Source organism: uncultured Metabacillus sp. (genome assembly GCF_947503125.1).
Classification (GTDB): domain Bacteria; phylum Bacillota; class Bacilli; order Bacillales; family Bacillaceae; genus Metabacillus.
The window spans coordinates 24,402-48,979 of sequence record NZ_CANNCR010000005.1 but is presented as its reverse complement, the minus strand read 5'-3'; the positions used below and the strand labels follow the sequence as shown (position 1 = coordinate 48,979).

The following is a 24,578-nucleotide window of genomic DNA, read 5'->3' as shown; positions in this document are numbered from 1 at the left end:
TGGAGGATTTATGCGTTGAAGGCAATTTATTTGACTGGGTTTATGGGCGCAGGAAAAACAACAATCGGAGAATATTTGGCTAAAGAGCTTGCTTTGCCAGTACTTGATACAGATCAACAAATTGAGAAAAAGCTGAATATGACGATAAAAGAGATATTTACGAACTATGGAGAGGAATTCTTTCGAAATGAGGAAACGACTATTCTTAAAGAGCTTCCTACGGATGATGTTATTATTACCACCGGCGGAGGAATCGTCATAAAAAAAGAAAACCGCCAATGGATGAAAAAGCATGGATATGTGATCTCATTGCATGCCGACTTAGACATTATTTACGATCGCATTCATACTGATACAAATCGACCGCTTGCCAGTAAGAAAACAAAAGCGCAACTTGCTGAATTATATCTTTCGCGTGAAGAGCACTATCAAGATTGCACATTTCTGATCGAAACATCAAATAAAAGCATTGAAGAAATCGTAAATGAAATCGAAACACGACTAAAATAAATGGCTTTTGGCAATAAATAGAGGTGATAACAAAAGATTAGAGGTGTTTTTGCCTTGTCTGCTAATGACTATGTTAAATATGTAACACAACAAATCGTCAAATATATGGATACCCCTAAAGAAGCTAGAAAGCAGCTTCGTGAAGAACGAAAAAATGTTGAAACATCATCAACATTTTACAGCAATAGGTGGTTTGGCGTCCTTCCCTTTTCTCTAAAGCTGATGTTGAATAAACGAAAAAAATGAGGTTGAAAACGGTACAATTTATAGTGGAATTGTATCGTTTTTTATTAGCTTTTAAAAATTGTTTTCATTTTTTGAAAAACCTCCACACTGGATTTATGTTATCATGAAAGAAATCAAAAAGCTGACTCCTTTATTAAATAGAGCCAGCACTTATTGTTTTCTTATGCTTCAGGAATAACCTGAATCTTTTTGATTTCGCCAGTGGAAGAATCATAGGTAATGGTTGTATAGACCGCAAAGTCCTCCATACCTTCTCTTAAAGTTAACCGATATTGCTTTACCGTGATATCCTTTTTTGAATTGTCCCAAATTTTCTGTGAAAACAGTACTTGTGATAACGGATATCGTTTTTTTGTTTCATTGACAGCAACTTCTTCCCAGGTTTTTTGGGAAACTGCCTGAGCATCCGATAAAAATGAAACCGGAGAAAAAGTTAAACCGTATAGTAAAGTAAGAAAAAATATCCATTTTTTCATGTTGACACCACCCTTACTATGTATTTATTTCCAATTACATGAAAGCTATACATTTTCATAGATGGTAAGGGTTTGACAATTGAATACATGAAAGTAAAACGAAAAAGGAGAGGATAAAAGATGGAAGCCATTATTTCTACTCTTTTTTTCATTACATTGTTTTTTATGATCATAGCTGTAATCGTTAGTACGAAGAGCAAGAAAAACAAAAAATCGAGAAAACATAACTCAACCTTCATTCCACCAAATTTGATAGGTGATTCCGATCCTAAACATGAACAGAGACATAGTGATTCTTCAAATGATTCATTTAGCAGCTTTGGCGGTGATTCAGGAGGAGATGGCGGCGGGGGAGATTAATATTTCTCTCCCTTAGTGATTGTAAATAGCAATAATCGTGATGAAGAGAATAGAAAACGAACAATCCCAAACAAAAGAGCACATCGGCGATCATCATCACCAACCGTGCTCATCCTTATTTATCATTATCATTCTGTAGCTTCCATTTGGTAAATTCCAAAAACTCGCGAAATTGTTCCTTGGAGACACCAGACTGCATGGCGTCTTGGACGAGCTTTTTCCATTCGTAGTCAAGTTCCTTTGGGTCTGTTTCACTTTGTTCATCGAGGAGGGTGTTAACGGACACGCCTAATACGGATGAAACTTTTTCTAAAAACTGAACTGAAGGATTTGACTGGAGATTGCGTTCGATCGAACTTAAATAGGATTTTGCAACTCCTGCTCTTTCAGCTAGCTCAGATAAAGATAAATTTTTTTGAGTTCGGTATTTTTTAATTCGTGGACCAATCACGTCAAAGATCACCTTCCTTGTTAGCACTAGTATAACATATAAAGAAGGCATTTGTTTTATATGAAGAACATCTTAGCAAAAAATTTACATGGTCTTACCTAACTTGACTTAGGGCAGGATTTCCTTTCTTTGCTAAAAACGCTTTAATTTCTTCTACGCTAATGCCGACTTCAAGTGCTTCTAAAATGAGCTCCACCCATTCCCGGTCAAGATGGCCATCCTTAGTTATTTGATCAATAATTTCAATATTCAACTTTTTACCCTCCTAAAATACTAGCCTGTATTTCAGGCAGCCCAGCCATCATAGTAGAACGTTAGATCTGTGACTTTGCGTCCCTATTTTTCAACAGGTTTGCCCTTTTACTGATATTGTATATTTATTCATTCAAAAGTCCTTTTTCTATATCTGACTTTCTAACTATTCTTATTATAAAAAGGTATTTTAAGGAAGTGTGCAGAACGGTGTCGATTGGAAAAAATTATTTTGATTGGGGTGAATTTAATATGTTTGTAACATGAGAAGGGTGAAAATACCTATTTTGAATAGTTTTTTGTAAATTATTTAAACTTTTCTTTAAGTTAATTTTAAGGAATCTTAAATTTATTATTAAATGACCGATGGGAAATTTGTCGAAAAGAGCTGCTAATAAAATAAAACGGCTGTCTCAAACAGTTCTAACCTATTGGTTTGAAACAGCCTCACAAGAGAATATTTACTAAAAAATAGCTTGTTGGGTTAAATAAAAAATCCCGCCATTCTGAATAGAGATATTGATTCTCGGTTCATAAAGTTCACGTAAAGCATCCTTTTCTAAATGATAACTTTCCGGTTTTTCGTCTAACTCTTCGTAAAAGTGGTCTAATAGTTTGAGATCCTCGTTCCATCTCTTTCTAGCAGAATCTGCCCATGTGTGGTCTTGTTCGCTAATGCTTTGTTCAATAAATTGCCTGATTCTTCTTATTCCGCTCTGTGGTCTTATTAATGGTGTTAAATTAAAGCAGAGGTCCGGAATTTTTGGTGTTAGCTCAAGAGTTTCTAGTTTATCTTGAAAGTTTTCTATTAATGTACCGCTTATGAGATGTAAACCAATGGAATAAAGTTTGTCCTTTTTCATGTCGCATTGGTAGGAAACCATGATATTCATCCCAAGCCATGGGTGTAAAGGGGTGTTTCCATAAGACGCATTGACTTTTTCAAATAAGCGGATATAGCTTCCCAATTTTGTGGTGGTTTGAAAAATTTGATGAAGGCGAGGTGCACCAAAATGCATGACCTCGCCCTTTAAATCTGCCGGTGCTTTTTGTTGGTCTGTGATCAATGTTAGCTTCATTGGGTTTGGAACTCCATTTGTTTTTTCGAGGTAATGCCAATAGAAGGGCCGATTCATTAATTCCTTGTCCATCTCGATTGTTAATTGGACGGTTAAATGACCTGGCTCGTTTTCGATAATTTCACAAGAATTGGCTGTGAAAAAACTTTCCAAATAGCTGTGAATTTTTTCCTGCTGCATGACAATTCCACCTTTCCGCCATTGCGTTTATTGAACTCCTCCAGCTGCCTTTCTCTGATCCTGAGAGGCACTGGCATAATCAAGAATTGACGTTAAGTTTTCCATTTTAATCTTCATCTCGCCATCACTTTTCGAATTGATTATAATGTCTTGGATATGCTCTTCGAAATTTTTAATTTCTAATTTTGTTAAAATTTCATCAAGATCACCAATGACTTTTTCAAATAAATTTATTTTTTCGTAGAGCAGCTTTAAAATATGCTCTTCTACTGTGTTTTTTGTGGCCATATTGTATATATGCACATCATGTTCTTGTCCTAAGCGGTGAATCCGGCCGATTCGTTGTTCAAGCCTCATCGGATTCCATGGCAGGTCATAGTTAATGATATGGTGACAGAATTGCAGATTGATCCCTTCGCCCCCTGCTTCTGTGGCAATGAGCACTTGTACTCGATTTTTAAAGAGCTCTTTCATCCAATCTTTTTTTCCACGTTTGAAGCCCCCGCGGAAGGGAACAGAGGTAATGCCATGTTGCTGTAAGAACCATTGCAGATAAAATTGTGTTGCCCGATATTCTGTAAAGATGATAACTTTGTCATCAATCTCTTTGATCAGTTCAACGACCTTTAGTGCCTTTGTATTTTGCGTGACGCCGTCTATAGCAATCATAATGTCCTTAATAACCTCATTAGGTAAGGCGGCTTCTTCCTCTTCAGGACGATCGAGCATTTTCTTTAATGTCATATATACGGCTTCACGGCTGCTGCATGCTTCACGTTGCAGAGTCATGATCGAAAATGCATTGGCAGCATATTTTGAAGAAGCCTTTAATGCTGTGATCGTGTCATAAAGATTTTGTTCTGTTTCTGAAAATTCAATTGGTACCGTATTTACATGACGTTTTGGCCAATCAATGCCTGTATCGCCGCGGCGATTCCGGATCATGACCTTATTAATCAGCTCACGCAAGTGTTCATGGTCCTCTAATGACCGTTCCTTTGCAGAAAATGCTTCTGAAAAATAAGATTCATTTCCTAAGTGGCCTGGCTTTAATAAAGAAACTAGGTTAAAAATTTCTTCCACTCTATTTTGTACAGGTGTTGCTGTTAACAAGAGGCAATATTTTTTCTTAAGGTTTTGGACAAATTCATAGTTTTTGGTTTTATTATTTTTTAGCTTATGAGCTTCATCAATAATGACTAAATCATAGTTTTGTTCATAAACGATTTCCCGATGCGGGCTTCGTTTCGCAGTATCGATGGAGGATACAACAACATCATAAGCTTCCCAAACATAGCTTTTCTTTTGTTCGACCGCAGGGATGTAAAATTTTTCATTTAACTCGCGGGCCCATTGGGAGACGAGAGAGGCGGGAACCAAAATTAACACCTTTTTTACTAAGCCGCGAATCATATATTCTTTTAGAATAAGCCCTGCTTCGATTGTCTTTCCTAACCCAACCTCATCAGCTAAAATAGCTTTTCCATTCATTTTTTCTACAACTCTTCGGGCTACCTCTAACTGATGGGGAAGCGGCGTAAAATGCGGAAGGTGCTTAGGCGCCTGTAAGCCTTCAAATGATGGAACGGCTGTGTGCTGTTGCACTTCATAGCAAAGCTTATAGAGTTCCCAATTTGACCAAACCCCATCATTTTCTAGTCTTTCAAAAAAACCTTCCTCCCAAGAGGAATCAAAGTATGTCTTTACATTCATAAGAATGACAGTCCTTTCTTAATCAAAGCTGCAAGGGAATGTTCACGATTTCGTTAGAAAAAATGGCTTTAAAGCTAATAATATAAATGAATCATTAAAAACACGAACATTCTTATATGAAAAAACTTTAATGTTAAGGAAAAAATAGATTGCCGAAACCCTGCCCTCATGGTAGGATGTAAGTGAAGAAAGAAAGTTCTTAATTGTTACATTCTTCTTTACTAGAAATGTTTGAATGTCATCGTCATTTATTAAAGTAGTATAACCACTTTGAAAATGAAATATGTGCGGATGAGAATAAGGGGAGAGACTATAGCTAAGGTATATAGCGCCGAAGGAGCAAACAACTGTGAATCTCTCAGGCAAAAAGACTCTTATTTGACGCGGCTCTGGAGAGTGTTTGCAAAAGTCAGCAAACTACCAAAGGGGAAAGCCTTATGTGGCAAGTGTAAGCAGTTCTTTGCCGCTTATACATAAGGTAAACTTTCAGGTAAAAGGACAGAGACTTCTACTATAAGATAGTGGGAGTTCTATGTCCTTTTTTTGATGTTTTCAATTAAATCTCACTTTATAAGTTTACCAAAAATTGAAGGGAGTCTACCCAATATGACAGAGTTAAAACGAACACCATTATATAACGTGTATAAAAGCTACGGTGCAAAAACAATTGATTTTGGCGGCTGGGATTTGCCGGTTCAGTTTTCTTCTATTAAGGAAGAGCATGAAGCCGTTCGGACAAAAGCAGGTCTTTTTGATGTATCACATATGGGAGAAGTCGAGATCCGCGGGAAAGACAGCCTAGCTTTTTTACAAAAGATCGTGACCAACGATGTCGCTTTATTAAAGGATGGCGGCGCACAATATACAGCTATGTGTTATGAAAATGGTGGAACTGTTGACGATTTGCTTATTTATCGAAAAGCAGAGGATGACTTCCTGCTCGTGATTAATGCGTCAAATATTGAAAAGGATGTTGAATGGCTAACATCTCATTTATTTGGCGACGTAACGATTAAAAACATATCAGATGAGGTGGCTCTCTTAGCACTTCAGGGTCCAGTTGCGGAAAACGTGCTGCAATCACTTACCGATACGGATTTATCAGAAATAAAATTCTTTAAATTTAAAGATGGTGTTAACATCGCAGGGTCCAAGGTACTTGTTTCAAGAACAGGTTACACAGGTGAAGACGGCTTTGAAATTTATTGTGCTGCAGACGATGCTGTCGGTCTTTGGCAACGTATTTTAGAAGCGGGGAAGGAAAACGGTGTGATCCCTTGTGGATTAGGTGCTCGTGACACCCTTCGTTTTGAAGCAAATCTGCCGCTTTATGGACAGGAGCTATCAAAGGATATTACCCCAATCGAGGCAGGAATCGGGTTTGCGGTAAAACCGAATAAAGAAGTTGATTTTATAGGGAAAGCTGTATTAAAGGAACAAAAAGAAAACGGCCCGGCACGAAAATTGGTCGGTATTGAATTGATTGACAAAGGTATTCCACGCCATGGGTATGAAGTATTTGCTGGTGATGAAGAAATTGGCATTGTTACGACTGGTACTCAATCTCCAACCTTAAAGAAAAACATTGGTTTGGCTTTATTAAAAGCCGAATATACAAAGCTAGGAACAGAGGTAGAAGTTCAAATTCGTAAAAAGAGATTAAAAGCTGTTGTCGTAACGACACCTTTTTACAAACGCCCAAAGAAATAATAGTAAGAAAAAAACATTCAACTATGAGAGGGGTTCACAAGCAATGAATCATCGCTATTTACCAATGACCGAGCAGGATAAGCAGGAAATGCTACAAGCCATCGGTGTACAATCTGTTGATGAGCTGTTTCAAGATATACCAGAAAGTGTTCGTTTTAAAGGAGAATACAATATTAAAAAAGCGAAATCGGAAACAGAGCTTTTAAAAGAGCTTTCCCAATTAGCGGCTAAAAACAAAGATTTACGAAGCCATGCTTCATTTTTAGGTGCAGGGGTATATGATCATTACATGCCGGTCATCGTTGATCATGTGATTTCTCGTTCAGAATTTTATACTGCTTACACACCATATCAGCCAGAGATTTCTCAAGGTGAGCTGCAAGCCATTTTTGAATTTCAAACAATGATTTGTGAGTTAACCGGTATGGATGTTGCAAATTCTTCAATGTATGATGGCGGGACAGCATTAGCTGAAGCGGCAATGCTTGCTGCCGGTCAAACGAAAAAGAAAAAGGTCCTTGTGTCAAAAGCGGTACATCCTGAATCTCTTGATGTTATTAAAACTTATGCAAAGGGCCAATATATTGAGGTTGTTGAAGTGCCGATAAAAGATGGTGTAACTGATCTAGAGGCACTAAGACACGAAATGTCGGATGATGTTGCAGCAGTATTGGTTCAATATCCGAACTTTTTTGGCCATATTGAGCCTTTAAAAGAAATTGAACCGATCGCACATACTGGGAAAAGCATGTTTATCGTTTCAGCTAATCCACTAGCATTAGGAGCATTAACCCCTCCTGGCGCATTCGGTGCAGATATTGTTGCAGGTGATGCACAGCCATTCGGGATTCCAACAGCATTTGGCGGCCCGCACTGCGGATATTTTGCCGTTACGAATAAGCTGGTCAGAAAGGTTCCAGGACGTCTTGTTGGTCAAACAACTGATGAAAATGGAAAACGCGGCTTTGTTTTAACGCTCCAAGCACGTGAACAGCATATTCGCCGTGATAAAGCGACCTCCAATATTTGTTCAAACCAGGCATTAAATGCCCTTGCTGCTTCGGTTGCAATGACGGCACTTGGCAAGCAAGGGGTAAAAGAGATGGCGATTCAAAATATTCAAAAGGCCAATTATGCGAAAAATGCATGTTTAAGAGCAGGATTGGAAGTACCTTTCACACAGCCTATTTTTAATGAATTTGTTGTAAAGCTAACAAAACCAGTTCGTGAAGTAAATAAACAGCTATTAGAAAAAGGGATCATCGGCGGCTTTGATCTTGGAACAGTTTACCCTGAGCTTGAAAACCATATGCTTATCGCTGTAACAGAGCTGCGCACAAAAGAAGAAATTGACACACTTGTGAAGGAATTGGGGGATGGCAATGAATAATCAAGATCAAGCATTAATTTTTGAACTGAGCAAAAAAGGACGAGTAGGGTATAGTCTGCCTGAGCTTGAGGTTGAAGAATTGTCATTAGAAGAACTCATTCCTGCTGATTATCTTCGCAGTGAAGAGGCAGAGCTGCCTGAAGTATCTGAGCTCGATATTATGAGACATTATACGGCACTATCTAAACGCAATCATGGTGTTGATTCCGGTTTTTATCCATTAGGATCCTGTACGATGAAATACAATCCGAAAATCAATGAAAATGTAGCGCGGATGGCTGGTCTGGCGCATATTCACCCATTACAAGATGAGTCTACAGTTCAAGGAGCAATGGAGCTTTTATTTGATCTTCAAGAGCACTTAAAGGAAATCACTGGCATGGATGAAGTGACGCTGCAACCAGCGGCAGGGGCTCATGGTGAATGGACTGGACTTATGATGATTCGTGCTTATCATGAAGCCAATAATGATTTGAAACGTACAAAAGTGATTGTTCCGGACTCGGCACATGGAACGAATCCAGCATCAGCAACAGTTGCAGGCTTTGAAACCGTGACGGTAAAATCAGATGAAAATGGATTGGTGGATTTAGAGGATTTAAGACGTGTTGTTGACGAGCATACAGCTGCATTGATGCTAACTAACCCTAACACGCTCGGATTATTTGAAGCGCATATTTTAGAAATGGCGAAAATTGTCCATGATGCTGGCGGAAAGCTATATTATGATGGAGCAAACTTAAATGCTGTATTGAGCAAAGCGCGTCCAGGAGACATGGGATTTGATGTCGTTCATCTTAATCTTCATAAAACATTTACAGGACCGCATGGGGGCGGCGGCCCAGGTTCAGGTCCGGTTGGCGTAAAAGCAGATCTTCTTCCGTTTTTACCAAAACCTGTCCTTGTTAAGACGGAAGAAGGCTATCATTTTGATTATAATCGTCCGCAATCGATTGGCCGTGTAAAGCCATTCTATGGGAACTTCGGTATCAATGTTCGTGCTTATACGTATATTCGTACAATGGGGCCAGATGGATTAAAGGCTGTAACAGAATTTGCTGTCTTAAATGCAAATTATATGATGCGCCGTCTTGCGCCATATTATGATTTGCCATTTGATCAGCATTGCAAGCATGAATTTGTGTTATCCGGAAAGCGTCAAAAGAAGCTTGGTGTACGTACGCTTGATATTGCAAAACGTTTGCTTGATTTTGGCTATCATCCGCCAACGATCTATTTCCCTTTAAATGTTGAAGAGTGTATTATGATTGAGCCGACTGAAACGGAATCAAAAGAAACTCTCGATTCCTTTATTGATGCAATGATTCAGATCGCCAAGGAAGCGGAAGAGACACCTGAAATTGTTCAAGAAGCACCGCACACGACAGTTGTGAAACGACTAGATGAAACAACAGCTGCTCGTAAGCCAATTTTAAAATACCAACGTTAAGTCGAAAAAACTGATTTGCTGTAGGGATCCTCTTACTAGCAAGTCAGTTTTTTTGTGCTTCCTTGCCGAAAAGCAGGAGATTCACTAGTGTTATGACTAGTTTTTAGAACCTTTGTCGACATGAAGGAAAACGCTGCAGCCCTTGAAGAATAAATAGGTTAGCAAAAAATAAAAAGAGGGTTGGTGGATAGATTGGCAACAAAATATGTAACGATTTCAAAGGCGGCTTCATTAGTCGGAGAAAAGGCTTACTTATTGAAAAACTGGGAGGAAGAATTTCCAGAGTTTTTATCATTTAAACGAGATGACAAAAACACAAGGCTTCTTACGGTTGAGAACATTGAAATGCTTAGGAAAATCAAATCGTTTAAGGAAAGCAATTTAGATACACAAACGATTAAGCAATTATTGCAAAATCAAAATGGTTCATCATTGCAACAAGAAGCTCAATTTGATGAGCAGGATGTTTCGGAGCTAAAGCAGTCGCTTGCAAAACTTACTGCTTTTATCGAATCGAATGAAGTGCAGGGAATTCTAAAGCTAGATGAACGCTTAAAGCAGCTGGAGCAAAATGTTGTGCAGTCGGTAAACAACCAGATAGCAAGAACAGCTAAGCTGCAAACTGAGGTTGCCCGTATTGAGTTTTCCGATGTTCAGGAAATGATCAGCTCATTGTCGGAGGTGTCTGAATCCGAGCGTGAGCTTTATAAGGAAGAAATTCGCCGTGAACGGGAACTTGTTCAAAAGCAAACGGATGAACGTGAGGAGCGTTTCTTAGCATTTCTAAAGCAGCATCAGGACAGGCAAGAAAGAATTAAACATGAGCAAAGATCTGGCTTGGCCGTTATTAAACAAATAATGGGCTTTGCAAAATAAAGAAAAAAAGCAGACGCAGTCACAGTCTTATCGTAATTGATAAAGAGCTATGTACTGAGTCTGCTTTATTTTATCCATTTTTTTTCTTTATTTTCCCTGTCCAGCCTTTAAATCCGCCTTTTAAACAATTTAAATCACTATATCCTTTGCGTTTCAGCATTTGTGCTGCACGGCCGCTGCGTACAGTGTTTTGGCAGTAAAGATAAACTGGCTGGTCCTGACGAATTTCTTTATAGCGTTGACGCAATTGAGATAACGGGATATTTCTAGCACCTAAAATATGACCGCCTTCGAATTCGTTTGGTTCACGAACATCAATTAATTGTGCTTTACGATAGCCCGTACGGAATTCTTCTTCTGTTAGGTGTTTCATGATTTTGCGTTGATAGAAAAAAGTAAAAGCAGAGTAACCGATTAGTGCTGCTGCTAAAATAATGAGTAACCATGTTGTTGTCAAAATGCTCGACCCCTTTTATGTATGTTTTTCTAATTGTAAGCTCTTAAGAACTCTAAAGTAAACCTCTCTTATTATATAAAAGCTCGTCTTAATTGTCATTAGCTAACATGCAATATTATTTCCTTCTTTCGAAAGTTTTGCTAGACTTAAATAGTAAAATTTTTAAAAAAGAAGGGTTACGTTATGACGAAGGAAGTTTGGCGATATATTGATTCGGGCAATTGTTCACCAGCGTTTAATATGGCTTTGGATGAAGCTTTATTAGATTGGCATAGTACAGGGAAAATACCGCCTACCATTCGATTTTATGGCTGGAATCCAGCTACTCTTTCGATCGGTTATTTTCAAAAGGTAGAAAAAGAGATAAATTTAGAGGCTGTTAAAAAATACGGATTAGGATTTGTTAGAAGGCCGACAGGCGGGCGCGGAGTTCTGCATGATAAGGAACTTACCTATAGCGTCATTGTTTCCGAGGGGCATCCAGATATGCCTAAAACGGTAACAGAAGCGTATCGCGTAATTTCAGAAGGGATTTTAGAAGGATTTAAAAACCTGGGCCTTGATGCGTATTTTGCGATTCCGCGTACGGAAGAGGAAAGGCAAGGGCTGAAGTCACCTCGTTCTGCTGTGTGCTTTGATGCCCCTTCGTGGTATGAGCTTGTGGTTGAAGGGCGGAAAGTCGCAGGGAGCGCGCAAACACGGCAAAAGGGTGTTATTCTTCAGCATGGCTCGATCCTGCTTGATTTAGATGAGGATCTGTTATTTGACCTATTTAAATATCCGAATGATCGAGTTAGAGAACGGATGCAACGTGCCTTTAAAAACAAAGCTGTTGCTACAAATACTCTTCGCGATAAGCCAGTAATAATAGAGGAAGCGAAGAAAGCTTTTAAAGAAGGCTTTGAAAAAGGCTTGAATATTGAATTAGAGCCATATACTCTTTCACATGAAGAGCTTGAAATTGTCGAAACTTTAGCAAAAAAGAAATATGAGAGCGATGAGTGGAATTTTAAAAGGTAAACGAGAAAATAAGTGCAGACGTGATCGCTTAGGTTGCGTCTTTTTTCTTTGAAAAAATAGCTAGTAAAACAAATGCAATTTATATAAAAATCTATTATAATAAAAGCTTGTTGTCAATTTGATAAAGGTGTACTCGGTTGAATACAAAAAGTAATTTTTTCGACACAAATTATGATAAATCCTTATAAATCAATCTTTTTTGACAACTTTCATCTTGCAAGTGACAAAATTCTTCAAAATCCATCCTTTTTAGAACTATATCTTATTCAATCGTACTTTTTCTTTGCTTTTTAATAAGTTTTTGATTTGACAAATTGGATGGATGTTGACCAAAAAAACTATATATAGTATTGTTTGCAAAATTGTAGACACTATATATTGAATAATGTGGTCGGATATGGTAAGTTTAATCAGAACATTAATAGAGAGATAGATAGAGGAGTTGTTACAATGACTGTTGGTACTGAGCAAAAGATGGCCATTAATGTGGAGAAGCTTAACAAAGATATCGCAGCATTTCCGCAGGTTCATCCAATTACTGAGGATATGAAGTTAACTCATAAGGGTGTATCAAGACTCGTTATGCTTGACCGTTATACGTTTAAGGATACGGAGAAAATCACCCTTTCTGAAGGAGACTTTGTCGTTCTCACGATTAAAGAGGATCCTAAATTCCCGGCAAGAGGACTTGGATTCATTAAAGAAATTGATTGGCAAGCAAAAACGGCAAGCGTACTTGTTGAAGAGGAGTATCGTCATTCTTTAGACAAACCTGAGGAAGTGGAAACAGGTATCGTAAAACGCTCGTTAGACGTCATTGAGAAACCGCTTGAAATCTTTTACGAACAAATTGCAAAACGAAATGCAACGGGATTAGCATCGGTGGAAGCAACGGAAGAAAAACGTAAAGAATGGTTCGAAAAGTTTTATCAAGAGCTTGTTAATTTAAATTTTATTCCTGCAGGTCGTGTTCTTTATGGAGCAGGCGCAGGAACGGACGTAACATACTTTAACTGCTATGTCATGCCATTTGTTAAAGACTCACGTGAAGGCATTTCCGAGCATCGCAAGCAGGTAATGGAAATCATGAGCCGCGGCGGCGGTGTTGGAACAAACGGTTCAACCTTACGTCCGCGCAATACACTTGCACGCGGAGTAAATGGTAAATCATCTGGTTCTGTATCATGGTTGGATGATATTGCGAAGTTGACGCATCTTGTTGAGCAGGGCGGATCTCGCAGAGGAGCTCAAATGATTATGCTGGCAGATTGGCATCCTGATATCATTGAATTCATCATCTCAAAAATGCAGAATCCACGTATACTAAGATACTTAATCGAAAATACAAATGATGAAGCGATCAAAAAATACGCTCAAGATAAATTAAAATTCACTCCGCTAACACAACAGGAAATCGACATGTACCAAGGGATCGTTAACTACAAAAATATCCCTGGAACAGGCGGTTTCAGTGAAAAAATCATCAAAGATGCAGAGATAAAACTTCGCACTGGCGGTAATTACAGTGTTCATAATTCTGAATTCCTAACAGGTGCAAATATTTCTGTAACGTTAACAAAAGACTTTATGGATGCAGTTGAAAAGGACGCTGATTATGAACTGCGTTTCCCGGATGTAGAAAGCTACAATGAAGAAAACATGAAGGCGTACAATGAAAACTGGCATAAAGTCGGTGATGTACGCGAATGGGAAAAGCTCGGCTACAAGGTTCGCACATATCGTAAAATCAAAGCAAAAGAGCTTTGGAACCTAATTAATATTTGTGCAACCTATTCAGCAGAGCCAGGCATTTTCTTCATCGATAACGCAAACGACATGACAAATGCAAAAGCATATGGTCAACAAGTTGTTGCGACAAATCCATGTGGGGAGCAACCCCTTGCACCTTACAGTGTGTGTAATTTAGCTGCTGTCAATTTAGCAGAAATGGCCAATAAAGAAACAAAAACAGTCGACTTTGATAAATTAAGAAAAACCGTTGAAGTCGGTGTGAGAATGCAGGATAACGTCATCGATGCAACTCCATACTTCTTGCCGGAAAACAAATATCAAGCACTTGGTGAACGACGTGTTGGTCTTGGTGTAATGGGCTTGCACGACCTGCTTATTTATTGTGAGACAGAATATGGTTCAGAAGAAGGCAATGTCTTAATAGACAAGGTATTTGAAACGATTGCAACAACAGCATATCGTGCGTCCATCGAATTAGCGAAAGAAAAAGGCAGCTTTCCTTTCTTGGTTGGCGAAAATGAAGCAGAAACCAATCGTCTTCGGGAAGCATTTACGCAAACAGGCTTCATGAGTAAAATGCCTGCTGATATATTAGAAGGTGTGAAAGAGTTCGGTATTCGTAACTCACATCTATTAACTGTCGCACCTACGGGATCAACAGGGACAATGGTTGGTGTATCAACTGGACTTGAGCCTTACTTCTCATTCTCTTATTTCCGCAGCGGAAGATTAGGGAAATTCATTGAAGTAAAAGCTGATATTGTTCAAGAGTATTTAGATAACCATCCGGAAGCAGATCCTAATAATCTGCCATCATGGTTTGTTTCCGCAATGGAATTAGCTCCTGAGGCACATGCAGATGTACAATGTGTCATCCAGCGCTGGATTGATAGTTCAATCAGTAAAACGGTAAATGCTCCTAAAGGCTATACTGTGGAACAGGTAGAGAAAGTTTACGAGCGTTTATATAAAGGCGGTGCCAAAGGTGGTACAGTTTATGTAGACGGAAGCCGTGACACACAAGTATTAACATTAAAAGCAGAAGAAAACACGTTTGATGAGACAGAGGACGTAGCAACAAAAGAAAAAGGAAAAGTCGTTCTTGTTGATACTATTAATGATCTGCGCTCAACAGATGTTACAATAGGAAATGAAGTCGGAAATACATGTCCTGTATGTCGTGAAGGTACAGTAGAAGATCTTGGCGGCTGTAATACATGTACGAGTTGCGGTGCGCAGCTTAAATGCGGATTGTAAAAAAGCATAACTGAAGTAGGGTCTGGCAAATGTCAGATCCTTTTTCGTGGTTAGGACCCAAATGGAAAAAATAGTGATAATAGCCCGAAGATTCCATATTTCTTGTAAAGAGGATTATTCTCATGTAAAATTGATATGATTTCGTTTAAAAAAGATCGGCAATTTGGAGGGAAACGCATGCCAACACCTAGCATGGAAGATTATATTGAGCAAATATATATACTGATAGAAGATAAAGGATATGCCCGTGTTTCTGACATAGCAGAAGCATTAGCTGTACATCCCTCCTCAGTCACAAAGATGGTTCAAAAGCTTGATAAAGATGAATACTTAATATATGAAAAATACCGTGGACTTGTCTTAACAAATAAAGGGAAAAAAATTGGCAAACGACTTGTATATCGCCATGAGCTGTTAGAACAGTTTCTAAAAATAATTGGTGTTGATGATGATAAGATTTACAATGATGTAGAAGGAATTGAACATCATTTAAGCTGGAATGCCATCGATCGCATCGGTGATCTTGTTCAATACTTCGAAGAAAATGAACAACGGATTGATACGTTAAGAAGTATTCAAAAAAATAATGAAGAACAATAGTTCAAAAAAGCCCTATGAAGCAGGATTGAAACTCCTGCTTCATAGGGCTTTTTATTGCAAGTCGGAGTGTCCAAAATCTAATTGTCCATCATAGTAGCTGAAAAGTCATCAAATGAAATATTGAACATCTATTTCAGGTGAAAATGACTGCATCTAACTAAAATTTTGTTACTATATTCTAAATTATTTTAATAAAATTTTATGAATAAGAACTCTAATTTTGACTCCTGCTTGAAAAAAGCAATAGTTTTTAGTTGTGTTAAGATGCAACGCTTTAAAAAAAAAGGTGCTTTAAAGGGATAAAAGAAAATAAAAACTGTCGAAAAGTTCTTGGATGTTTCCGACAAATTTTAGCAAGAGGCAAATAGGTTTTGTGTCATAATTGTCCCTACTTGCATTTGTTATATTTTGATAGTTTTAAATTTTATAAAAATAAAGATGGCAGGTGATGAAATGACTGAAAGACCGATTTTGCAAATTAAGGATTTAAAGGTATCTTTTCATACAGGCCAAAGTGCCATTACGGCAGTCGACGGAATTAGCTTTGAGTTATTGGAAGGGGAGATTTTGGGAATCGTTGGAGAATCAGGAAGCGGCAAGAGTGTAACATCTTTAGCAACAATGGGATTGATTCCAAGGCCTCCCGGAAAGATTGACCATGGTTCTATTGAGTTTGAAAACAGAGATCTAACAAAGCTAAAAGAACAAGAGTTGCGGAAAATCAGAGGGAATCAAATTGCGATGATTTTTCAAGAGCCAATGACATCTTTAAACCCGTTATTTACGATTGGTAACCAGATAAGTGAAGCACTTCGAATACATACAAGGCTTACAAAAAAAGAACGAAAAGCAAAAACGATAGAATTGCTGCATCTAGTCGGGATACCAAGGGCTAGTGAGGTAATAACCGAATATCCCCATCAGCTTTCAGGCGGCATGAGACAACGGGTTATGATTGCGATGGCAATGGCGTGCAACCCGCGCGTACTGATTGCGGACGAGCCGACTACAGCGCTTGATGTCACCATACAAGCTCAAATCCTCTCGCTTATGAAGAATTTAAATAGAAACATCAATACATCAATTATTCTTATTACACATGATTTAGGAGTCGTAGCTGAGATTTGTGATCGAGTGGTTGTGATGTACGCTGGAGAGATCGTTGAACAAGGGGATGTTAGGACGATTTTAAAAGCACCGCAGCATCCTTATACAATCGGTCTATTAAAGTCAGTGCCAGACCTGCGAGGGAACAGAGGCCGTTTATATAGTATACCTGGAACGATCCTTCGACCTGGTAGTACGCGGAAAGGATGTAAGTTTGCTGAAAGATGTGAAACGTCAAAAAGGCTTTGCTTTGAAGAGGCTCCGCCATTATATCAGCAGAGTCTTCCTAACCATAAGGTTCGCTGCTTCTTGCATAAAGGGAAACAGGAGGCTGATAAAGATGTCAGAGTTACTTCTTAAAGTTGAAGGCCTGAAAAAGTACTATCCGATAACTGGCGGACCTTTTGGAAAGAAAAAAGGGGAAGTAAGAGCGGTGGATGACATCTCTTTCTCCTTGAAAAAGGGTGAGACATTAGGGATTGTTGGAGAAAGCGGCTGCGGAAAGTCTACCACAGCCCGATTGGTCATGAGATTAGTAGAGGCTAGTGATGGACAGATCCTCTTTGAAGATAAAGAGATAACCAAACTATCAAAAGCAGAATTACGCAAAACCCGTCGGAATATCCAAATGGTTTTCCAAGATCCATATGCTTCATTAAATCCAAGGCACTCGATTGAAAAAATCCTGGAGGAGCCCCTTATTGTTCACGGGATTGGTTCGAAAGCCGAAAGGAAAAAGCGAGTACAAGAAATGCTTGAAATCGTTGGATTAAGCAGTTATCACGCAAAAAGGTATCCGCATCAATTTAGCGGTGGTCAACGTCAACGAATTGGGATTGCGAGAGCCTTAATGACAAAGCCTAAATTAATTATTGCTGATGAACCAGTATCTGCTCTAGATGTCTCCATTCAAGCACAAATTCTTAATCTGCTTCAGGATATTCAGAAACAATTTCAGCTGACCTATCTATTTATTGCCCATGACCTTGGAGTTGTCAGACATATAAGTGACCGGGTAGGGGTGATGTATTTAGGAAGATTAATAGAATTAGCGAAAAGTGATGAGCTTTATGAACATCCGATGCATCCCTATACAAAAACACTTCTATCTGCTGTTCCTATACCCGATCCTGATTATAAAAGAGAAACAATCACCATTTCCGGAGAGCTTCCCAGTCCTTCAAACCCGCCGTCCGGCTGTGCGTTTCATACTAGATGTCCAGCTTGTATAGATCGTTGTAAAACGGTTAGACCTGAATATCGAAGCATTGATGGTCATTATGTTGCATGTCATTTAGTTAATTAATGGCTTACAGCTTGATGATAAAAAATAAAAACGGGGGTATGTAAGCAAATGAGTAGAAAAAAGGTAAAGTTGTTTTTAAGTTTGGTTTTGGCACTATGTTTAATTGCAGCAGGATGCAATAGCTCAAATCAAGAGGCTGGTACTGAAGGAAAACCATCAGATGATGCGAAAAAGAAGGACACGCTTGTATTTGGCCGTGGCGGGGATTCGACCTCTTTGGATCCAATCACTACTACTGAAGGAGAGACGTTTAAGGTTACGGAAAATATTTTTGAAACATTGGTTTCGTACGGGGAGCAGGATACAACCTTGCATCCGGGTCTTGCAGAATCATGGACTGTATCAGAAGATGCTCTTACTTACACGTTCAAGCTTCGCCAAGGTGTTACATTTCATGATGGGACAGATTTTAATGCAGAGGCAGTTGTCTTTAATTTTAATCGCTGGATGAATGGGAATGAGGACCAGTTTCCATATTACAGCATGTTTGGCGGCTATAAAGGGGAAGAGAGTCATGTGATTAAAGAAGTGAAAGCAATTGATGAACATACTGTTCAATTTGTGCTAAATCGACCACAAGCGCCTTTCTTAAAAAATTTAGCGATGTCTCCATTTGGCATTGCGAGCCCGGCAGCTGTTGAAAAATATGGAGAAGATTTTAGAAAAAATCCAGTTGGTACAGGTCCGTTTAAGTTTGTAGAGTGGAAGCAAAATGATCGAATCGTGCTTGAAAAGAATGAAAACTATTGGTTAAAAGGCTATCCAAAATTAAATCAAGTTATCTTCCGTGTGATTCCAGAAAATACGGCGCGGTTAAACGCGTTGGTCAATGGCGAAATCGATTTAATGGACGGTGTGAATAATTCTGATGAAGAAACCATAACAGGAAATGATCAGCTTCAGTTAATCGAAAGACCTTCAATGAATGTTGGTTATTTAGGTTTTACGACAAACCGTCCGCCATTTGATAACAAGCTTGTCCGTCAAGCCTTAAGCCATGCGATTGATAAACAAGCGATCATTGATGCGTTTTATGGCGGTAAGGCAGAACCGGCCAAAAATCCAATGCCGCCTTCAATAGAAGGCTATAATGATGAGATTAAAGATTATGAATATGACCAGGAAAAGGCGAAGCAATTGTTAGCTGAAGCTGGATACCCTGATGGATTTGAGATGGATTTATGGGCGATGCCTGTTGCACGTCCATATATGCCGGAGGGAATGAAGGTTGCAGAAGTCATTCAGGCATCTTTTGCTGAAATTGGCGTAAAAGCAAACATCCAGTCCGTCGATTGGGCGACTTATTTAGATAAAGCGGTTAAGGGTGAGTTCGATGCATACATGCTTGGCTGGACTGGTGATAATGGAGATCCTGATAACTTCTTATATACTCTATTAGATAAGGATAGTATTGGAAGCAACAACTATTCTTACTACAGCAATGATAAGCTCCATGAAGTGTTGATTAAGGCACAGACGGAAACTAATCAAGAAACACGCAATGAGTTATACAAACAGGCACAAGAAATTATCCATGAGGATGCACCATGGGTTCCTTTAGTTCATTCAACACCTTTATTAGCAGGATCTAGTGATCTTGCAAACTATTTGCCGCATCCGACAGGATCAGAACCTTTAACAAAGGTAGAATTTAAATAAGGTTAGGAGGGGGAGAGGACCTCCCCTTTTTACAAAGCCTAATTTATGAGGTGAATCGATATGATTGCTTATTCTGTTCGGCGTATATTTTCGTTAATTCCTGTTTTATTTGGAATGACCATCATTGTTTTTGCCATTATTCATGCGATACCAGGTGACCCGGCACAGGTGATTCTTGGACAAAAGGCAACAAAGGAGGCCATTGCCACCTTAACAAGGGAATTAGGTCTTGATGAGCCATGGTATATCCAATATGTTGATTATATAAAAGGTCTCCTCACCGGTGATTTAGGAATCTCTTTACGAACGAGAGGACCTATAAATGAAGAAATTTGGCCATATTTGGCTGCAACAATTGAATTAACCGTGGTTGCGATGGTCATCGCTGTTTTTGTTGGAGTAAATGCTGGAATCATTAGTGCCTGGTTTTCTCATTCATGGTTTGATTACCTTGCCATGATTTTTGCTTTAATCGGGGTCTCAATGCCGATATTTTGGCTTGGTCTGATGGAGCAATGGGCGTTTTCGATTGAATTGGGCTGGCTGCCTTCAACAGGAAGGGAAGATGTTAGGAACCCGGTAACGGCGATAACGAATCTTTATTTACTAGATACCTTGATTCAAGGCAGAATGGATCAATTTGGACAAGTGATTCAGCATCTTATCCTGCCAAGTTTTGCGTTAGCAACGATTCCAATGGCCATTATTGCTAGAATGACACGTTCGACAATGCTTGAGGTGATTAAATCCGATTATATTCGTACGGCTAGAGCGAAAGGTGTAAGCATGTTTTGGGTCGTTTATAAGCACTCTTTGAAAAATGCCATCATTCCTGTCTTAACAGTTATCGGTCTACAAACAGGTCTATTGTTAGGAGGGGCGATTTTAACCGAGACGATTTTTGGGTGGCCGGGAATCGGCAGGTATCTTTATGATGCAATTGGTTATCGAGATTACCCTGTGATTCAATCAGGTATTTTATTGATTGCTGCTATCTTTGTCGTCATTAACTTAATCATCGATTTGTTATATGCATTGATTGATCCGCGAATTAACTACCATTCATAACCAAATAAAGGGGGGAAATAAGTGGCAGAGCTTGCAAAACAACCATCCATTACAACCTCCGAGGTTAAGTTGGAGGGATTATCTCCATGGAAAGAGGCGGGGAAAGCTTTTTGTCGAAATAAATTAGCGTTAATTGGATTAGGGATAGTTCTCTTCTTTATTATTCTGGCCTTGCTTGCACCGGTTATTGCACCGTATGGCTTCAAAGATCAAGAATTATCCAAAAGGCTGCTAGCTCCTTCTAGTGAGCACTGGTTTGGAACAGATGATTTCGGCAGAGATATTTTTTCCCGAATTGTTTATGGAGCGAGAATCTCTTTATGGGTCGGTTTTTTCTCAGTGTTGGGGTCAGCAATTGTTGGGACAATCTTAGGGATTGTTGCCGGTTACTATGGTAAATGGGCAGACACGATCATTTCACGATGTTTTGATATCATGCTTGCTTTTCCGAGTATTTTGTTAGCGATTGCTGTTGTTGCTATTCTTGGACCATCATTGCAAAATGCGTTAATCGCGATTGCCATTATCAATATTCCCAACTTTGGGCGGCTTGTCAGGTCAAAGGTTTTAAGTGTCAAACAAGAAGAGTATATAATGGCTGCCAAAGCAATCGGGATGAAGGATAGGCGCATTTTATATATGCACATCCTTCCCAATTGTTTGACACCGATAATTGTTCAAGCAACACTTTCGATTGCTACAGCGATTATTGAAGCTGCTGCACTTGGATTTCTCGGTTTAGGGGCTCAACCACCAGCACCTGAATGGGGAAAAATGCTCGCTGATTCAAAACAGTATTTAGTTCAGGCGCCATGGACACTATTTTTTCCTGGGGTTGCCATCATGTTAACTGTATTGGGATTTAATTTGATGGGTGACGGCTTACGCGATGTATTAGATCCTAAAATGAAGCATTGAAATTATGATACAAGCCCATAAATGGCGATAAGTCTTTAGGGCTTGTTGTAGTTTTGGTCATAAAGCAGTTATTCACTCAATTGGTCTATTTTCACTTTTAGCTTCTTACACTATAAAGTAGAGGCTAAAGGGAGGGAAGGACATGTATATTGATGGTGTTTTATCAGGAGGAGGGATTAAAGGCTTTGCCCTGATTGGTGCATATCAAGCGCTTGAGGAAAATGGCTATAAATTTAAGCGCTTAGCAGGGACGAGTGCTGGCTCTATTATCGCTGCCTTTATTATTGCCGGATATACTGCTGAGGAAATAGCAGAGATGATGGAAGAAGTTGACCTAACAATGTTTCTTGATGAACGAAAATCCTTTTTGCCGTTTGCTTTCATGAAATGGATTTCTTTGTATTGGAATCTTGGACTATATAAAGGAGCTAAACTAGAAGAATGGATTATATCAAAGTTAAAAAAGAAAGGAATTACTACATTCGCCGATATTCCAAGCGGTTCACTTCGAATTGTTGCCTCTGATTTAACAAATGGCAGACTAATCGTGCTACCTGATGATCTTCATAAATATGGAATAAATCCTGAATCGTTTTCTGTAGGAAGGGCAGTAAGAATGAGTTGCAGCTTACCTTATTTTTTTGAACCGGTAAGGCTTGCGAGCTCGACAGGGAGTAATATCATTGTTGATGGGGGAGTGTTAAGTAATTTTCCAATTTGGCTGTTTTATCAATCGAAAAAGTCGATTAAATCGAGGCCGGTCCTGGGGATCAAATTAAGTTCAAATGAAAAGGAGCGGCCTAAAAAAAAGATTCGTAATGCATTTGACATGTTTGGTGCATTATTTGAAACGATGAAAGATGCACACGACAGTCGGCACATTTCAAGCAAACATGAGAAAAATATTATTTTTTTACCTGTCGATCATCTTGTTTCAACGGAATGGAACTTAAATGAAGAAAAAAAACTAGCTCTCATTGAGCTAGGTAGAAGTCGAACAATCGAATTTCTTAAAAGTTGGACCTATTAGAAAAATGCACGGTTTTTCTTTTTGCCTTTTTTCCCTTCAATCACCGTTAAATGTGATGGTTGTCTTTTCTTTTTAATGGCAGAGGTTTTTGTTGATTTTTTAGCATGGGCTATGTTTCTGACATTTGAACCACGGCTGCTGCGGTCGTCGAAACGTCTTTTTGAACGCTTTGCTGCTCTGGCATAGGAGGAATACTCCTTACCTAATTTCCGTTTCATCACCATTCGATAGACGAGATAAATAATTCCAGCAATAGCAGCATAGATCGCAATTTGTTTTAATAGCCACAACGGATCAGATAGTAAAGTTGATATTAATCCAACTGCACCTAATAAAATAATTGCCAAAACGATTCCATTCACCACACGACGATTCATATAACCACCTCCGATAAAAGATACCAATCAATATGAATAAAACCAATTTTATGCTATACCTCACAGGGTAAATGAAGGAAACTGCTTTATATTTATAGAAGTGCTAACGGAACAACAAAAAACGAAATGTCTATATTTCTATTTATTCATTTTAAATTCGTGTCGTTCCGTCTTTTTTCCTTCAAAAAAGATTAGATTAAACGATTTGTTCTGATAATTCTGTTTCTGTTTCCTTTTCTTTACGCATAAGCTCATTAAAGCTTGCAATCGCGACTTCAACCTGGTCATCTGTTGGCTCTTTCGTAGTTAACAGCTGGAGCCAAAGTCCTGGATATCCTAAATATCGTAAGACAGGTACATCACGAAGCTTATTTGTAAGCTGTAATACTTCAAACGAAATCCCTAGAACGACTGGAATAAGTGCTAAACGGTTAACGATTCGCAGCCACAATGGATCCAAAGGTACAAGAGTATAAACGAAAATACCGACGATCACAGTAAACAAGATGAAACTGCTGCCGCATCGGTAATGCAGCCTTGACTGACTTTGTACATTTTCCACTGTAAGCGGCAAGTTGTTTTCATACGTATTGATGACTTTATGTTCAGCCCCGTGATACTGGAATACGCGTTTAATCAATGGTGTGAAGGATATAGCATATATATATGCTAATAGCAGCACTAGCTTGAATGCACCTTCTACTAGAATTTGCCCGAAAACTGATGGCACTAGCGGACGCATAAAATGTGCAAGGAACACAGGAAGAAGGGTAAAAATTACTTTTCCGAAGAAAAATGAGATAACCCCTACAGCGGCAATACCAAGCCACATCGCCAGCTTTGATTCGTTTTGCTTCTTTTCTTCTGCCATTTTTTCATCATCTTTAGGGTCAACTTCAAAACGCTCTGTTGAAAAATTTAAATGCTTAGAGCCGTTGGCACTAGCCTCAATAATCGCTACAATCCCCCGTAAAAAAGGAATCTTTTTAAGCTTTGATAATACGGGTTGATTTTTTCTTTTTAAATGAAAGAAATCAATGGATTGATCCGTTCTGCGGATTGCCGTTACATAATGATGCTTGCCACCGAACATAACACCCTCAATTACAGCTTGCCCGCCATATGCAGGCTTTTTTTGATTTGACATGAGACACCAACCTATCTATTCTGTTTATCCATAATCTGTCTCAAAGGATCTAACACCTTTGGTTATAAGACAAACTTTGTTTAGTTATTATCTATATAATACAGAATTTAGAAGGAAACCTCTAGCGTGATATTTGCAGGTAAGCTCATTATGTCTTCGTTTGTGCTCTTTTTTTAAAAATAATCGT

24 protein-coding genes and 2 riboswitches are annotated in these 24,578 nt (G+C 38.8%); of the genes, 16 read left to right on the top strand and 8 right to left on the bottom strand.

The genetic code is table 11. The annotated features are described in order from the left end of the window. Nucleotides 1-15: 15 nt before the first annotated feature. Complete coding sequence (locus tag Q1B07_RS05680) at nt 16-510, top strand: shikimate kinase (protein WP_299087967.1); 495 nt, start codon at nt 16-18, stop codon at nt 508-510. Between the two features lie 54 nt (nt 511-564). After that, nucleotides 565-756: a YqzE family protein gene (locus Q1B07_RS05675; RefSeq protein WP_299087969.1), complete on the top strand. Its 192-nt coding sequence runs from the start codon at nt 565-567 to the stop codon at nt 754-756. Between the two features lie 161 nt (nt 757-917). Here the strand turns inward: Q1B07_RS05675 and Q1B07_RS05670 are convergent, their stop codons facing one another. Then, on the bottom strand, nt 918-1,232 hold the full coding sequence (locus Q1B07_RS05670; protein WP_299087973.1) for a DUF3889 domain-containing protein: 315 nt from the start codon (nt 1,230-1,232) through the stop codon (nt 918-920). Between the two features lie 120 nt (nt 1,233-1,352). Between Q1B07_RS05670 and Q1B07_RS05665 the strand changes: the two genes are divergently transcribed. Further along, nucleotides 1,353-1,592 (top strand): hypothetical protein, encoded by a 240-nt coding sequence (locus Q1B07_RS05665; protein ID WP_299087976.1) that lies wholly within the window; start codon nt 1,353-1,355, stop codon nt 1,590-1,592. Nucleotides 1,593-1,707: 115 nt separating this feature from the next. Here Q1B07_RS05665 and Q1B07_RS05660 read toward each other — a convergent pair whose 3' ends face one another. From Q1B07_RS05660 to Q1B07_RS05645, 4 genes are all read right to left on the bottom strand, one after another. Beyond that, nucleotides 1,708-2,094, bottom strand: a complete 387-nt coding sequence (locus Q1B07_RS05660) for a helix-turn-helix domain-containing protein (RefSeq protein WP_299087978.1) — start codon at nt 2,092-2,094, stop codon at nt 1,708-1,710. Between the two features lie 43 nt (nt 2,095-2,137). After that, nucleotides 2,138-2,296 carry an anti-repressor SinI family protein gene (locus tag Q1B07_RS05655; RefSeq protein ID WP_299087981.1) on the bottom strand — a complete coding sequence of 53 codons (159 nt, stop codon included), beginning with the start codon at nt 2,294-2,296 and terminating at the stop codon, nt 2,138-2,140. 32 nt (nt 2,297-2,328) lie between these two features. Then, nucleotides 2,329-2,410, bottom strand: a riboswitch (cyclic di-GMP riboswitch). Between the two features lie 349 nt (nt 2,411-2,759). Then, nucleotides 2,760-3,554 (bottom strand): YqhG family protein, encoded by a 795-nt coding sequence (locus tag Q1B07_RS05650; protein ID WP_299087983.1) that lies wholly within the window; start codon nt 3,552-3,554, stop codon nt 2,760-2,762. A 27-nt stretch (nt 3,555-3,581) separates the two neighbouring features. Next, nucleotides 3,582-5,267: a DEAD/DEAH box helicase gene (locus Q1B07_RS05645; protein WP_299087984.1), complete on the bottom strand. Its 1,686-nt coding sequence runs from the start codon at nt 5,265-5,267 to the stop codon at nt 3,582-3,584. A 291-nt stretch (nt 5,268-5,558) separates the two neighbouring features. Then, a riboswitch (glycine riboswitch) is annotated at nt 5,559-5,651 on the top strand. A 222-nt stretch (nt 5,652-5,873) separates the two neighbouring features. Here Q1B07_RS05645 and gcvT point away from each other — a divergent pair. From gcvT to Q1B07_RS05625, 4 genes are all read left to right on the top strand, one after another. Continuing rightward, nucleotides 5,874-6,977 carry a glycine cleavage system aminomethyltransferase GcvT gene (gene gcvT, locus Q1B07_RS05640; RefSeq protein ID WP_299087987.1) on the top strand — a complete coding sequence of 368 codons (1,104 nt, stop codon included), beginning with the start codon at nt 5,874-5,876 and terminating at the stop codon, nt 6,975-6,977. Between the two features lie 43 nt (nt 6,978-7,020). Further along, nucleotides 7,021-8,367: an aminomethyl-transferring glycine dehydrogenase subunit GcvPA gene (gcvPA, locus tag Q1B07_RS05635; RefSeq protein WP_299087990.1), complete on the top strand. Its 1,347-nt coding sequence runs from the start codon at nt 7,021-7,023 to the stop codon at nt 8,365-8,367. Beyond that, the gene (gcvPB, locus tag Q1B07_RS05630; protein ID WP_299087993.1) at nt 8,360-9,817 is read left to right on the top strand and encodes an aminomethyl-transferring glycine dehydrogenase subunit GcvPB; all 1,458 of its coding nucleotides are present in this window, start codon (nt 8,360-8,362) and stop codon (nt 9,815-9,817) included. The genes gcvPA and gcvPB overlap by 8 nt, the downstream gene beginning before the upstream one ends. A 192-nt stretch (nt 9,818-10,009) precedes the next feature. Further along, entirely contained in the window at nt 10,010-10,693 is a 684-nt protein-coding gene (locus Q1B07_RS05625) for a helix-turn-helix domain-containing protein (protein WP_299087996.1), read from the top strand. 70 nt (nt 10,694-10,763) lie between these two features. Here the strand turns inward: Q1B07_RS05625 and Q1B07_RS05620 are convergent, their stop codons facing one another. After that, complete coding sequence (locus Q1B07_RS05620) at nt 10,764-11,150, bottom strand: rhodanese-like domain-containing protein (protein WP_299087999.1); 387 nt, start codon at nt 11,148-11,150, stop codon at nt 10,764-10,766. Nucleotides 11,151-11,333: 183 nt separating this feature from the next. Here Q1B07_RS05620 and Q1B07_RS05615 point away from each other — a divergent pair, with 183 nt between their 5' ends. From Q1B07_RS05615 to Q1B07_RS05575, 9 genes are all read left to right on the top strand, one after another. Further along, nucleotides 11,334-12,170: a biotin/lipoate A/B protein ligase family protein gene (locus Q1B07_RS05615; protein WP_299088002.1), complete on the top strand. Its 837-nt coding sequence runs from the start codon at nt 11,334-11,336 to the stop codon at nt 12,168-12,170. Between the two features lie 450 nt (nt 12,171-12,620). Next, entirely contained in the window at nt 12,621-15,179 is a 2,559-nt protein-coding gene (locus tag Q1B07_RS05610) for a vitamin B12-dependent ribonucleotide reductase (protein ID WP_299832132.1), read from the top strand. Nucleotides 15,180-15,356: 177 nt separating this feature from the next. Next, complete coding sequence (gene mntR, locus Q1B07_RS05605) at nt 15,357-15,779, top strand: transcriptional regulator MntR (protein WP_046513334.1); 423 nt, start codon at nt 15,357-15,359, stop codon at nt 15,777-15,779. 453 nt (nt 15,780-16,232) lie between these two features. Beyond that, nucleotides 16,233-17,246 carry an ABC transporter ATP-binding protein gene (locus Q1B07_RS05600; protein ID WP_299088010.1) on the top strand — a complete coding sequence of 338 codons (1,014 nt, stop codon included), beginning with the start codon at nt 16,233-16,235 and terminating at the stop codon, nt 17,244-17,246. Continuing rightward, nucleotides 17,227-18,192: a dipeptide ABC transporter ATP-binding protein gene (locus tag Q1B07_RS05595; RefSeq protein ID WP_299088012.1), complete on the top strand. Its 966-nt coding sequence runs from the start codon at nt 17,227-17,229 to the stop codon at nt 18,190-18,192. The genes Q1B07_RS05600 and Q1B07_RS05595 overlap by 20 nt, the downstream gene beginning before the upstream one ends. A 48-nt stretch (nt 18,193-18,240) precedes the next feature. Beyond that, nucleotides 18,241-19,851 carry an ABC transporter substrate-binding protein gene (locus Q1B07_RS05590; RefSeq protein WP_299088015.1) on the top strand — a complete coding sequence of 537 codons (1,611 nt, stop codon included), beginning with the start codon at nt 18,241-18,243 and terminating at the stop codon, nt 19,849-19,851. 60 nt (nt 19,852-19,911) lie between these two features. Further along, a complete protein-coding gene (locus Q1B07_RS05585; RefSeq protein ID WP_299088016.1) occupies nt 19,912-20,919 on the top strand; it encodes an ABC transporter permease in 1,008 nt (335 codons plus the stop codon). A 21-nt stretch (nt 20,920-20,940) separates the two neighbouring features. Continuing rightward, a complete protein-coding gene (gene nikC / locus Q1B07_RS05580; protein ID WP_299088018.1) occupies nt 20,941-21,837 on the top strand; it encodes a nickel transporter permease in 897 nt (298 codons plus the stop codon). 142 nt (nt 21,838-21,979) lie between these two features. Next, nucleotides 21,980-22,867: a patatin-like phospholipase family protein gene (locus Q1B07_RS05575; protein ID WP_299088020.1), complete on the top strand. Its 888-nt coding sequence runs from the start codon at nt 21,980-21,982 to the stop codon at nt 22,865-22,867. On the opposite strand, the gene Q1B07_RS05570 is transcribed toward Q1B07_RS05575, so the two are convergent. Then, entirely contained in the window at nt 22,864-23,244 is a 381-nt protein-coding gene (locus Q1B07_RS05570; protein WP_299088022.1) for an SA1362 family protein, read from the bottom strand. The two genes, Q1B07_RS05575 and Q1B07_RS05570, sit on opposite strands and share 4 nt — an antisense overlap. 196 nt (nt 23,245-23,440) lie before the next feature. Continuing rightward, nucleotides 23,441-24,391, bottom strand: a complete 951-nt coding sequence (locus Q1B07_RS05565) for a DUF1385 domain-containing protein (protein WP_299088024.1) — start codon at nt 24,389-24,391, stop codon at nt 23,441-23,443. Between the last annotated feature and the right edge of the window lie 187 nt (nt 24,392-24,578).

What these genes read in the sequence shown, in the direction of transcription:
- Q1B07_RS05670 (WP_299087973.1), bottom strand. Translation starts at nt 1,232, where the DNA reads ATGAAAAAATGGATATTTTTTCTTACTTTACTATACGGTTTAACTTTT.
- Q1B07_RS05665 (WP_299087976.1), top strand. Translation starts at nt 1,353, where the DNA reads ATGGAAGCCATTATTTCTACTCTTTTTTTCATTACATTGTTTTTTATG.
- Q1B07_RS05660 (WP_299087978.1), bottom strand. Translation starts at nt 2,094, where the DNA reads ATGCCTTCTTTATATGTTATACTAGTGCTAACAAGGAAGGTGATCTTT.
- Q1B07_RS05650 (WP_299087983.1), bottom strand. Translation starts at nt 3,554, where the DNA reads ATGCAGCAGGAAAAAATTCACAGCTATTTGGAAAGTTTTTTCACAGCC.
- Q1B07_RS05645 (WP_299087984.1), bottom strand. Translation starts at nt 5,267, where the DNA reads ATGAATGTAAAGACATACTTTGATTCCTCTTGGGAGGAAGGTTTTTTT.
- gcvT (WP_299087987.1), top strand. Translation starts at nt 5,874, where the DNA reads ATGACAGAGTTAAAACGAACACCATTATATAACGTGTATAAAAGCTAC.
- gcvPA (WP_299087990.1), top strand. Translation starts at nt 7,021, where the DNA reads ATGAATCATCGCTATTTACCAATGACCGAGCAGGATAAGCAGGAAATG.
- gcvPB (WP_299087993.1), top strand. Translation starts at nt 8,360, where the DNA reads ATGAATAATCAAGATCAAGCATTAATTTTTGAACTGAGCAAAAAAGGA.
- Q1B07_RS05615 (WP_299088002.1), top strand. Translation starts at nt 11,334, where the DNA reads ATGACGAAGGAAGTTTGGCGATATATTGATTCGGGCAATTGTTCACCA.
- Q1B07_RS05610 (WP_299832132.1), top strand. Translation starts at nt 12,621, where the DNA reads ATGACTGTTGGTACTGAGCAAAAGATGGCCATTAATGTGGAGAAGCTT.
- mntR (WP_046513334.1), top strand. Translation starts at nt 15,357, where the DNA reads ATGCCAACACCTAGCATGGAAGATTATATTGAGCAAATATATATACTG.
- Q1B07_RS05600 (WP_299088010.1), top strand. Translation starts at nt 16,233, where the DNA reads ATGACTGAAAGACCGATTTTGCAAATTAAGGATTTAAAGGTATCTTTT.
- Q1B07_RS05595 (WP_299088012.1), top strand. Translation starts at nt 17,227, where the DNA reads ATGTCAGAGTTACTTCTTAAAGTTGAAGGCCTGAAAAAGTACTATCCG.
- Q1B07_RS05590 (WP_299088015.1), top strand. Translation starts at nt 18,241, where the DNA reads ATGAGTAGAAAAAAGGTAAAGTTGTTTTTAAGTTTGGTTTTGGCACTA.
- Q1B07_RS05585 (WP_299088016.1), top strand. Translation starts at nt 19,912, where the DNA reads ATGATTGCTTATTCTGTTCGGCGTATATTTTCGTTAATTCCTGTTTTA.
- Q1B07_RS05575 (WP_299088020.1), top strand. Translation starts at nt 21,980, where the DNA reads ATGTATATTGATGGTGTTTTATCAGGAGGAGGGATTAAAGGCTTTGCC.
- Q1B07_RS05570 (WP_299088022.1), bottom strand. Translation starts at nt 23,244, where the DNA reads ATGAATCGTCGTGTGGTGAATGGAATCGTTTTGGCAATTATTTTATTA.
- Q1B07_RS05565 (WP_299088024.1), bottom strand. Translation starts at nt 24,391, where the DNA reads ATGTCAAATCAAAAAAAGCCTGCATATGGCGGGCAAGCTGTAATTGAG.